9 protein-coding genes are annotated in these 10,722 nt (G+C 65.0%); 8 read left to right on the top strand and 1 reads right to left on the bottom strand.

The window, feature by feature from the left end:
- Positions 1-822 (bottom strand): hypothetical protein (locus tag ACERK3_18420; protein MFA9480252.1); only part of this gene is annotated, 822 nt, incomplete at its 3' end.
- Positions 823-1,049: 227 nt separating this feature from the next.
- Between ACERK3_18420 and ACERK3_18415 the strand changes: the two genes are divergently transcribed.
- From ACERK3_18415 to ACERK3_18380, 8 genes are all read left to right on the top strand, one after another.
- Positions 1,050-2,015 (top strand): phosphatidate cytidylyltransferase, encoded by a 966-nt coding sequence (locus ACERK3_18415; protein MFA9480251.1) that lies wholly within the window; start codon positions 1,050-1,052, stop codon positions 2,013-2,015.
- A 279-nt stretch (positions 2,016-2,294) separates the two neighbouring features.
- Positions 2,295-2,924, top strand: a complete 630-nt coding sequence (infC, locus tag ACERK3_18410) for a translation initiation factor IF-3 (GenBank protein ID MFA9480250.1) — start codon at positions 2,295-2,297, stop codon at positions 2,922-2,924.
- A gap of 125 nt (positions 2,925-3,049) precedes the next feature.
- On the top strand, positions 3,050-5,026 hold the full coding sequence (locus ACERK3_18405) for an RDD family protein (protein MFA9480249.1): 1,977 nt from the start codon (positions 3,050-3,052) through the stop codon (positions 5,024-5,026).
- Positions 5,027-5,218: 192 nt separating this feature from the next.
- Positions 5,219-5,953 (top strand): 7-cyano-7-deazaguanine synthase QueC, encoded by a 735-nt coding sequence (gene queC, locus ACERK3_18400; protein MFA9480248.1) that lies wholly within the window; start codon positions 5,219-5,221, stop codon positions 5,951-5,953.
- 121 nt (positions 5,954-6,074) lie between these two features.
- Positions 6,075-7,295 (top strand): vitamin K epoxide reductase family protein, encoded by a 1,221-nt coding sequence (locus ACERK3_18395; GenBank protein ID MFA9480247.1) that lies wholly within the window; start codon positions 6,075-6,077, stop codon positions 7,293-7,295.
- Positions 7,296-7,434: 139 nt separating this feature from the next.
- A complete protein-coding gene (gene gatB, locus ACERK3_18390; GenBank protein ID MFA9480246.1) occupies positions 7,435-8,955 on the top strand; it encodes an Asp-tRNA(Asn)/Glu-tRNA(Gln) amidotransferase subunit GatB in 1,521 nt (506 codons plus the stop codon).
- A gap of 109 nt (positions 8,956-9,064) precedes the next feature.
- Entirely contained in the window at positions 9,065-9,685 is a 621-nt protein-coding gene (locus tag ACERK3_18385) for a hypothetical protein (protein ID MFA9480245.1), read from the top strand.
- Between the two features lie 75 nt (positions 9,686-9,760).
- The gene (locus ACERK3_18380) at positions 9,761-10,711 is read left to right on the top strand and encodes an MqnA/MqnD/SBP family protein (GenBank protein MFA9480244.1); all 951 of its coding nucleotides are present in this window, start codon (positions 9,761-9,763) and stop codon (positions 10,709-10,711) included.
- Positions 10,712-10,722: the final 11 nt, after the last annotated feature.

The raw sequence follows: 10,722 nt of genomic DNA, 5'->3' as shown, positions 1-10,722 counted from the left end.
AATGGCGTCCCCGTCGGCGGTCCCGTCGTGGGTGAACCAGTAGTCGAGGTCGGTGTGGTTGAAGTTGACAGTGCTTGTGCCGGAGCCGCCTGTGATGGTGGCGACGTCGATGAAGCCGGCTGCGGCGCCGTTGCCGATCTGGAGTGTGCCGGTGCCGGAACTGCTTCGACCGATCCGGATCAGCCCCGTATCCGTGCGGACGGATGCGCCGTCGGCCACGAGGAGTTGGCCCTCTCCGTCCCAGCCGACGGTGAGGTCACCACCCATGGTCCAGGTGGAGCCAGCGCCGCTGATCATGGCGAGGCCGTAAGAGTTGGAGCTCGTGCCGATCCTGCCTTGCAGGTCTGTCGTCAAGGTGCCGCCGTCCTGAATCGTGAGCTGGCCTTGGCCGGACCCGCCGACCTCGGTGGTATGGCTCGCCACCGTCACCTGGGCGTCAGGGCCGATAATGTCGAGTTCGCCGACACCGGTGCTTTCCCTCCCGATTCGAAGGGGGCCGATGTGGACGGTCAACGTGCCTGTGTCGGTGACGCGCAGGGCGCCGGACTGGAAGCGGCCGACAGTCAATCCGAACGCGTCGGCGTCCGAGGCCTCGATCTGTGCGGTGCCGCCGTTGTCGATGCCAGTATCGTTGCCGGGGCCGGGGACGCTGCCGCTCCAGTTGCTGCTGTCGAACCAGTCACCCGTGCCGCCGGTCCAGTCCACTGCCAGGGCGGGCGAACTGGCGAACAGCAACAACGCCGCGACGGCCGTCGACCATCGTCGACGCGGCGCGGCATACGAGCGAGCACCCATCGCGCAAACCAATCCGGGATCTGACATAACGGACCTTCTTTCGAAAAAAACGCTGATGCACCCCGCTCGGCCAGAACGTCGCCGCGCAAACATTCAAAGGCGATGCAGCGATCCTTTTGTCGGCGTTCCGGTCGTATCAACTGAGCCATTGGTAAGGTTTTTGCCGACTCTCAGGTTATCGGCCCATGGAATCCTGCGATGCGGGGGATCGTGTCGCTGCCACGTTCGCGTGCGTCGCCGTTACCATGTCCCGCATGCTCAAGCATCGACTGATCTTCGGCACGCTTCTGGTCTTGTTGCTGCTGGTGTTGATGTACGCCGACGGCTACCTCGATCACGTGGATATCGAAGGCACATGGCTGCAATCGCTGTTCCGGGGGCGAACCTACCTGCCGGCGGGGCTGATCCTGCTCGGCGTGCTGCTGGTGATGATCGCTTTGATGTCGCGGGAGCTGTCGGCGATCTTCCGCGCCAAAGGCATCGACGCCCCAGCGACGACGCTGACGGCGGCGGGCATGGTGGGATGTGTGCTGATCTATGTGCTGCCACAAGACCTGGACTCGCAACTGGCGTTGGCGATTTACGCCACGGCCCTGGTGGCGGTATTCATCACCGCCCTGCTGCGACATTCGCTAAGAAAGCAGCGGACCGAGGGGGCCGTGGGCGTGGCGGGCGCGGCGATGTTCGCGCTGATCTACATGGGCACGCTGCCGGGCTTTTATCTGGCGATTCGACAGTGGCATGCGGTGTGGGTGATCGCGGCGGTCATCCTCATCACCAAATCGTGCGACATCGGGGCGTACTTCACCGGCAGAGCGGTCGGCAGGCGGAAGCTCATCCCCTGGCTGAGCCCGGGCAAGACGTGGGAAGGGCTCGTCGGCGGCGTGGTCGTCTCGGGGCTGGCGGCGATGGCGCTGACGGCCGCGGGCAACGCGATGGAGGTGACCGGCTACTGGGCCCGCATCGATGGCGACCGGGTGTTCGTGCAGTTTGACTTCCCGCTGGTGTTCGCGTTCGTGGCGGGGCTGCTGCTGGGCGTGGTCGGGCAGATGGGCGATTTGACCGCCAGCCTGTTCAAACGCGACGCGGGGGTGAAGGACTCGGGGCGGACGATTCCCGGTTTCGGGGGCCTGATGGACGTTTTCGACTCGCCGCTGGCGGTCGCGCCGGTGGCGTACTGGCTGCTGCAACTGGTGGCACTGCTGCACGGGCCGGGGTGAGATCAACCGGGTTTGTGGTTTTGGGTTTCTGGTTTCGGGTTGGGGCGAAAAAAGAGAAATTAGCGTGTTAGGTAGCCGGGCGGGGAGTCGATATACTAGAGTGAACGTGTGTCATCGTGAGCAGGCTGCTGCAGAACCATCATAAGGGGGTGGGTGTGGCGAGGCCGGCCTGTTGCGTGGTGGCGGTATTTTTTTGTTTCTGACCCAGTTAATGGAGATTTCACCATCGCTAGGGGACGTTTTCGGCCAAAGCCACGCGAGACCGGCAAGAGCCTTCGCGTGAACGACATGATCCGCCTTTCTCCCGTCCGGCTCATCGACGAGAACAACGAACAGGTTGGCGTCGTGGAAACCGACGAAGCCAAGCAGCGTGCGCGCACTGCCGGGCTTGATCTTGTTGAAGTCGCTCCGCAGGCCCGGCCGCCGGTCTGCCGAATCATGGACTACGGCAAGTGGAAGTACCAGCAGCGCAAGAAAGAGCAGAAGGCCAAGTCTCACGCGAAGCAAAGTGAGCTTAAAGGCATCCGCCTGCGCCCGGGCACGGACGAGCACGACTTGGAAATCAAGACGAACAAGGCTCGCGAGTTTCTGGACGACGGCGACAAGGTGCAGTTCACGATGCTGTTCCGTGGTCGCCAGATGGCGCACCAGGACCTTGGGCTGCGTTCGATGCAGTCGATTTACCAGGGTCTGTCGGACATCGCGAAGATCGAGGCAGCGCCGCGCATGATGGGCCGACGCATGACGATGGTGCTCGCGCCGGACCGCAAGAGCCACCAGCAATCCAAGCCGCAGGCCAGCAAGCCGAAGGAGAAGAAGCCTTCGGCGCCGCAGCAGCAGCCTCCGCAGCAGCAGCAGCCGAGCCCGGCGCCTGCTGACCAGGAGGCCGAGCCGGCCAAGTCTTCATAAATCGTTTTGGTCAATTGAGCGTGTTGTCGAGTCGGCGTTATGCCGGGGCTTTTACGTGCGCGTTGGGGGCAGGCGGGGGCGCGGGGTCTGGGCAGGCGAGGGCTGGGTGAAGTAAGTTGTGCGGCATGATGCGAATGTTTGTCATCTGGGCAGCGATGGCGGCGCTGATGTGCGGCGGCGAAGCGGCGGCGTGGGCGGTGTCCGTGGCGGCGGAGGGTCGGCATGTCTGGATTGCGCAGCCCTGGGATGATGAGGCGGGGACGCTGATTGCGCATCACGGGCCTGGCGATAGCCCGGGCGTGCTGGGGCAGGTGCGTGAGGTCAGTCGAACGGTATCGCCGGGCGGCGTGGCGGCGCGGGGGCAGACGGTTTATGTGATTTACACGAATGGTACGCTGCAGCGGTTTGACGGGCAGCGGGCGGGCGTTGAGCAACATTGGCGTTATACCGCCCGGCCGGGGCCGAGCCTGCCGCGGGATGTGACGCTGCGCGGGTTTGGTGTGGGTCGCGGTGGGCCCTGGGCGCTGGTGCGGGCGGCGGATGCGGACGCGGCGCGGCGGTTGGATTCGCCAGGCGCAGATCGGCCGGGCGCGTCGGGGCTGAGCGAGCGGGAGATGCTGCGGAACCTTCAATTGGGGTTGCCGCCAAACCTGCGTCGGACGCCGATGGTTGAGCCGGAGGCGGAGGCGGATGATGAGGCGGCGGACGGGGATGCTGCCGACGCGGTCGACGATGCGGCGGAAGGTGACGTTGATGCGGTTGGGGAAGCGGACGCGAATGCGGGCGCGAACGCGGATGCGGATGCGGACGCAGACGCGGTGCCGGCGGCAGCGGACGAAGCGAACGAGGCGACGGGGTTGGATCGGCTGCTGCGTCTGCGGGCGGGTCGGTGGGTGGTGACGCCCCTGCCGAGCGATTGGCCGAGCGACGGCGACGTTCGGCTGGTGACGACGGCGGGCGCTTCGCCGCGGCTGGTGGTGGCGGCGGATGGCGGGCTGGATGTGTACGGGTGGGATGAAGAGGAACAGGCCTGGCAGTCGCGTCATTACGACGTGCCGGTGAGCGAGCGATGGTCGGCGGTGGCGGTGGACGGGCATCTTGTCGTCGCGTGGCAGACCTCGCCGACGGTGGACGCGGACGCCGGTGAAGCGGAAGAGGCGGACGTTGAGGCGGACGCGTCGGCGTTGCGTGTGGAAGCGGCGGTGTTGCGTCATGGTCGGGTTCGGCCGATCGGTGCGATGGAACTGCCGGGGCGACAACTGGCGTGGGATGTGGCGGGGGTTGAGGGGGCCGTGTGGCTGGTGGGTCAGCACACGCGGGCGACGCGGGTGGAGGGCGAAGAGCCGCTGCCGGGCGTGGAGCCGTTGTGGCGGTGGACGTCGCTGGACCTGCAGGGCAGCGTGGGCACGACCATGAAGGAGTTGCGCTGGCGGGAGCCGGCGGGGATCGGGAGCACCGCAGACTATTACATCATGGTCGGCGTGCTGGTGTCGGCGGTGATGCTGATGCTGCTGTTCTGGCGGCGCGATGCAGCGGCGAACCAGCTATCGCTGCCAAATACGCTGGAACTGGGTGCGTTGGGTCGGCGGTTCATGGCGGCGGGGCTGGACCTGCTGCCGGCGGTGGTACTGGTGATGACGACGTATGGGCTGACGCTGCCGGAGATGATGATGCGTTGGCCCGGCAGTGGCGCTGCGGCGAGCTGGCAGGCGATCGAGCCGGGCGTGCTGGTGGTGGTGCTGTTCGTGCTGTACACGACGTTCGCGGAGCTGTTGATGCGGCGGACGGTGGGGAAGGTGATTTTCGGGCTGCGTGTGAGCGATCTGCATGGCAAACGGCCACGGGTCTGGCAGTTGCTGGTGCGGAACGTGCTCAAGAGCTTTGACCTGGTGGCGTGGCCGTTGCTGATTTTGCTGGTGCTCGGCCCTTACCGTCAGCGGCTGGGGGACCTGGTGGCGCGGACGGTGGTGGTGTCGCCGGTGGAGCGGGATGAGGCGGAAGGCGGCGACGGTGACGGTGAAGGTGACGGGGAGAATGACGGGGATGGTGAGAGCGAGACGGATGCGGAAGAGCCGCCGCGGACGCGGAAGGATGACGAGTGATACGGATCACGCTAAATCCTCGTGCGTCATGCGCAATAGCCCCCCGCGGAAGCGGGGGGTTTGGTCCACATGGCGCTAACCCCCCGCTTCCGCGGGGGGCTATTGGAAGCACAAGTATTTAGCGTGATCCGTATAACGGGCAGTGATGGTGGAACGTGGGCTTCGGGGTGATGAGCGACATGAGGCGCGCATATGCGGGAACGTGAACATGCAGGGGCCGGGCGGCCGGCGGTGGTGCTGCTGTCGGGCGGGCTGGACTCGGCGACGGTGCTGGCGATGGCGCGCGAGCAGGGGTTTGCGTGTCATGCGCTGAGCTTCGACTACGGCCAACGGCATCGCGTGGAAATCGAAGCGGCCAAGCGCGTGGCGGCGCAAGTCGGCGTGGCAAGCCTGCGATGGGCGAGCATCGACCTGCGGGCGTTTGGCGGGTCGGCCCTCACAGCGGACATCGACGTGCCGAAAGACCGCGACGAATCAACGATGCACGGCGACATCCCGGTGACGTATGTGCCGGCCAGGAACACGATCTTTTTAAGCTACGCGCTGGCGCTCGCGGAAGTGCTCGGCAGCGGCGACCTGTTCATCGGCGTCAACGCGGTGGACTACTCGGGATACCCGGACTGTCGGCCAACGTTTATCGAAGCGTTTGAACGCATGGCAAACCTCGCGACGAAGGCGGGCGTGGAGGGGCATCGGCTGAAGGTGCACACGCCGCTGATCGAGCTGCCGAAGGTTGAGATCATCCGTAAAGGGCTGGCGTTGGGCGTGGATTACGGGCTGACGCATTCGTGCTACGACCCGCAGCCGGATGAGCGGCATCCGTTGGGGGCAAGGCCTTGCGAACATTGCGACTCGTGTCTGCTGCGAATGCGAGCGTTCGGCGAACTGGGGATGCGTGATCCGGGTATGGGTGGTGATACCGTATGAACGACACATCGATTCACATATGAAACCATTTAGCCGCGTCGCTTGCGACGCGCTTCGTGCGGTATGTGCCACGCCGGGAGAGCGCGTCGCAAGCGACGCGGCTAAATGGGGATGCGAGACGATGAACGACAGCGCTATTCAACCTGGTCCGTACGAACGCCCGCTCTTGTGGGCGGTGCGTTTGCCTGCATTCGGGGCGCTAGCGATCGGTGCGTTTCTGTTTTACGAGTCGGTCGCGAGCGCGGGCGGGGTGTCGCTGCCGGGGTGCGGGCCCGGCTCGGGGTGTGATGCGGTGCTGAGCAGCCGATGGGCGTACTGGCTTGGCGTGCCGGTGGCGGGGCCGGCGATGGGGATTTATGCGCTGTTGCTGGCGATGAGCTGGCAGGTGGGGCGCGGTCGGCCGACCGATCAGCGGCGGCTGGCGGCGGGGGTGATGGCGGGGGCGGCGATGGCGGCGGCGGGGGCGGCGGTGTGGTTTATCGTGCTGCAGGCGGTGGTGATCGAAGCGATGTGCGCCTACTGCATGACCGTGCACGCGCTCGGCATGATCGCGGCAGTGCTGACGGGGGCAGTGCTGTGGCAAGGCGGTGCGTTGAACGGGCGCGGGCTGGGCGTGGGCGCGGCCGCGGCGGTGGTGGGCGTGGGTGTGCTGGTTGGCGGACAGCTGGCAGTGCCGCCTGAGACGACGCGGGTGCTGACGGGGTCGGGCGTGGTGAGTGATACCGGGCCCGGCGGGGCGCGAACACTGACGCTGATGCAGGGCGAAAGCGGTGTAATGCTGACGCCCCACGATCAGCCGGTGCTGGGGTCGGCGGACGCGGAGGTGCTGTTGGTGTACCTGTTCGACTACACGTGTGCTCACTGCCGGGTGCTGCATCGGCAGTTGGAGGTGGTGCGCGACTGGGCGGAAGGTCGGCTGGCGGTGGTGATGCTGCCCGTGCCGTTGGATGCGGCGTGTCATCCGATGTACGACGAGACGCCGAGCGTGCACGCGGACGCGTGCGAGCTGGCGCGGGTGGCGCTGGCGGTGTGGCAGGCGGACGCGTCGCAATTCGAGACGTTTGACCATTGGATGACCGCGACGGACGAGACGCGCACACTTGAGGCGGCGCGGGCGCGGGCGGCGGAGCTGGTCGGCGATGAGGCGCTGGAGGCGGCGCTTGCGGAGGCGTGGGTGCAGGAGCAGCCGGGGCGGAATGTGGCGGTGCATATGCTTGGGGGCGCGGGGCCGTTGCCGCAGTTGGTCGGGCCCTGGCTGTGGATGCAGGGTCGGCCGGCGTCGGCGGAACAGTTGTGGGACGACCTGTCGCCAATGCTCGGCATCGAGACGACGGAGCGGTGATGGGGTGGTTACAATCTGATTGACGGGGCGGGGGTGTATGGGGATGGTGGGTGGTGGTGTCCCACGGATTCGCTGCGCTACATCCGTGGGCTTTGTGTGAAACACAGTTTGAAACTTGAAACTTGAAACAGGCGAAGTCATGCCCGCAACGACGACCCACGAAGCATTGAAGACGACCTTGAAGGTCGGCATGGAAATCCACGTCCAGTTGGCGACGCGGTCGAAGATGTTCACCAGTGCGCCGAACGTGGCGCACCCGGACTATTACGACGCGGAGCCGAACACGTTGACGGACCCCGTGGTGCTGGGCATGCCGGGCGTGCTGCCGGTGATCAACCGCGAGGCGGTGCGGATGTCGATCCAGGTGGGGCTGGCGTTGGGCTGCCGTATCGCCAAGCGGACGAAGTGGGACCGCAAGAGCTATTACTACCCCGACCTGCCGAAGAACTACCAGATCAGTCAATATGACATGCCGCTATGCGAGGAAGGCGCGGTGGAGATTCCGACGTCTGACGAGCCGGGGGCCCCGACGAAAAACGTGCGGATCATTCGTGCTCACCTGGAAGAGGACGCGGGCAAGTTGTTGCATGAAGGGCCTGGCGGCGCTGCGATCGATCATTCGATTGTGGACTTGAATCGCGCGGGCACGCCGTTGCTTGAGATTGTGACGTATCCAGACTTCGAGACGCCTGAGGAGGTGGTGATGTTCGGGCAGACGCTGCGGAACATCTGCCGACACCTTGGCGTGTCGGAGGGGATCATGCAGAAGGGTCACATGCGGTTCGAGCCGAACATCAACGTGATCATTGAGAAGGATGGCCAGACGTATAAGACACCGATCGTTGAGATCAAGAACCTCAACAGTTTTCGCGCGGTGTACAACGCGGTGGCGTACGAGTACGAACGGCAGGTTGACGAATGGCTGGAGACGGGGAAGGTGATGGCCAGCGGCGCGAAGTCGACGCGCGGATGGGACGACATCAAGATGGTCACCGTGCTTCAGCGTGAGAAGGAAGAGGCGCACGACTATCGCTACTTCCCCGACCCGGACCTTGTCGAGTTGAACGTGGACGCGGGTTGGCTGGATGAGTTGCAGGCGATTCAGCCGGAGCTGCCGCTGGATCTGCAACGGCGGTACGTGCAGGATCTCGGGCTGAACCCCAAAGATGCACAGGCGTTGATTGACGACCCTGACGTCTGCCGGTTTTACGAGAAGGTGCTCGCCACGGACGTGGACGCGAAGCGGGCTGCGGCACTGCTGTTGAACTATGGCGCGAAGCGGGCGAACGAGCGTGGCGTGAACATCGACGATCTGGGTATCACGCCCGGTCAGGTCAAGGGCATTGCCGACCTGCTCGCGGCGGACAAGATCGGCTCGAGCGCCGCGGACCAACTGTTCGGCCATTGCTGTGACAGTGACGAAACCGCCGAAGCCCTTGCCGAGAAGCATGGCCTGTCGCAGGTGTCCGACACCGGCGCGCTGGAAGGCTTCATCGACCAGGTGCTCAGCGACCCCAAGAGCGCCAAGGCAGTGGAAGACATCAAGGCGGGCAAACTCAAGGCAGTGGGCGCGCTGATGGGACAGATCATGAAGCTGAGCAAGGGGCAGGCGAACCCGAAGGTCGTCACGGAAATGATCAAGCAGAAGCTGGGGGTGTGACGGCGGGCGATGGGGCGTTTGTGTTTGGGGCGCGTGGAAGAGCGCGTCGCGAGCGACGCGGCTAAATGGGGGAGGCTAAATGGGGGAGAGCATCAGGCAGATGACCGTCATGCGAAGTGTTTTGATTGCGACTGCCCTGCTGTTGATGGTTGCTGCGGTGGGTTGTCAGCGTGCCTTTGTGGATACGCCGAACCCTTCGCCGATCGCGAGCGAGGCGTATGACCGGACGTTTGACGCGAGCATTGCGGTGCTGCGCGATCACGGGTTTGACGTCGATCGGCAGGACTATCGGTTTGGCCGAGTGACGACGATGCCCAAGGATTCGCCCACGGCGTTCGAGCCCTGGCATGGCGATAACACGACGGCGGCGCAGGCGTGGCAGTCGACGCTGGATCATCAGCGGCGGACGGTGTCGCTGTTTTTCGAGCCCACGGATGAGCCGGGCGATGCGGAAGCGAACGCGGAGGCGGATCATGTGATCGTCATGGCGGAAGGCGATTACCTGTTGCGGGTGGAAGTGCTGCTGGAGCGTCGCGTACAGCCGACGCGTCGGATGACCGGGCGAACGCGCGGCAACGTCTTCCGCACGCTCGACGACGTGCCGGCCGAGTGGGCCCGGCGGGGTATCGACCGCAGCTACTGGGAGCCGGTGGGGCGCGATGCGTACATGGAGGGTCGACTGCTGGCGGAGATCGTCGCGCGGGGGGTGGACGGGAAGCCCACACCGTGACGGTGTGGGCTTCGGGGGTGTGGGCTTCGAGGAGCGACATGCCCACCGCCGCGCCAATTCGCTAAACTGGCTCGCATGACGAGCATTGACACGAACAAAAAGACGTTGCGCATCGGCCACTCGCCCGATCCCGATGACGCGTTCATGTGGTATCCGCTGGCCAACTTCACCGGGCCCGACGGCAACGCCTACACGCCCAAGATCGACACGAAAGGCTACGACTTCGTTCACGTGCTGGAAGACATCCAGTCGCTGAACGAGCGGTCGAACAAGGGCGAGCTGGAAATCACCGCCCTTTCCATCCACCAGCTGCCCTACATCAGCGACAAGTACGTGCTGACAAGCTGCGGCTCGTCGATGGGCGACGGCTACGGGCCGATGGTGGTCGCGCGGGAGCAGTTTGAGATCGCCGACTTCATTCATCCGCTCGCCACACCGACGCCCGCCGACTCCAAACGGCCGCGGCTGGCGATCCCCGGCGAGCAGACCAGCGCCTGGCTGGCGATGCAGTTGCTGCTGCTGGAGCACGGCGCGCAGCCGGGCGAGGAGATTCCCGTGGATTTCGAGGTCGTACCGTTCGACCAGATCATCCCGAAAGTCGTCTCCGGCGAGTTCGACGCGGGGCTGATCATTCACGAAGGCCAACTCACCTACGCGAAGGCGGGGCTTAAGTGCGTCGTCGACCTGGGCAAGTGGTGGACGGAGACGCGCGAGCTGCCGCTGCCGTTGGGCGGCAACGCGATCCGCAAAGATCTGGGCGACGAGCTGCCGAAGGTTTGCGGCATCCTGCTCGAATCGATCCGCTGGGCGCTGAACCATCGCGAAGAGTCGGTGAAGTTTTCGCTGCAATGGGCCCGCGACATGGGGCATGACCTCGCGGACCGTTTCGTGGGCATGTATGTCAATCAATGGACGCTGGACTACGGCGAGCACGGCCGAGCTGCGGTGCGGCAGTTCATCGGCGAAGCGACAAAGGCCGGCCTCGTGCCGGACAAGGGCGAGATCGAATTCGTCGAGCCGGAATGAGCCCGACCCGC

It is taken from the genome of Phycisphaerales bacterium AB-hyl4 (genome assembly GCA_041821185.1).
Lineage (GTDB): Bacteria > Planctomycetota > Phycisphaerae > Phycisphaerales > Phycisphaeraceae > Natronomicrosphaera > Natronomicrosphaera hydrolytica.
Note: the sequence above shows the minus strand (reverse complement) of the source record. Positions and strands in the feature narration are given on the sequence as shown.

What these genes read in the sequence shown, in the direction of transcription:
- queC (MFA9480248.1), top strand. Translation starts at nt 5,219, where the DNA reads ATGCGGGAACGTGAACATGCAGGGGCCGGGCGGCCGGCGGTGGTGCTG.
- ACERK3_18415 (MFA9480251.1), top strand. Translation starts at nt 1,050, where the DNA reads ATGCTCAAGCATCGACTGATCTTCGGCACGCTTCTGGTCTTGTTGCTG.
- ACERK3_18405 (MFA9480249.1), top strand. Translation starts at nt 3,050, where the DNA reads ATGATGCGAATGTTTGTCATCTGGGCAGCGATGGCGGCGCTGATGTGC.
- ACERK3_18395 (MFA9480247.1), top strand. Translation starts at nt 6,075, where the DNA reads ATGAACGACAGCGCTATTCAACCTGGTCCGTACGAACGCCCGCTCTTG.
- ACERK3_18385 (MFA9480245.1), top strand. Translation starts at nt 9,065, where the DNA reads ATGCGAAGTGTTTTGATTGCGACTGCCCTGCTGTTGATGGTTGCTGCG.
- gatB (MFA9480246.1), top strand. Translation starts at nt 7,435, where the DNA reads ATGCCCGCAACGACGACCCACGAAGCATTGAAGACGACCTTGAAGGTC.
- ACERK3_18380 (MFA9480244.1), top strand. Translation starts at nt 9,761, where the DNA reads ATGACGAGCATTGACACGAACAAAAAGACGTTGCGCATCGGCCACTCG.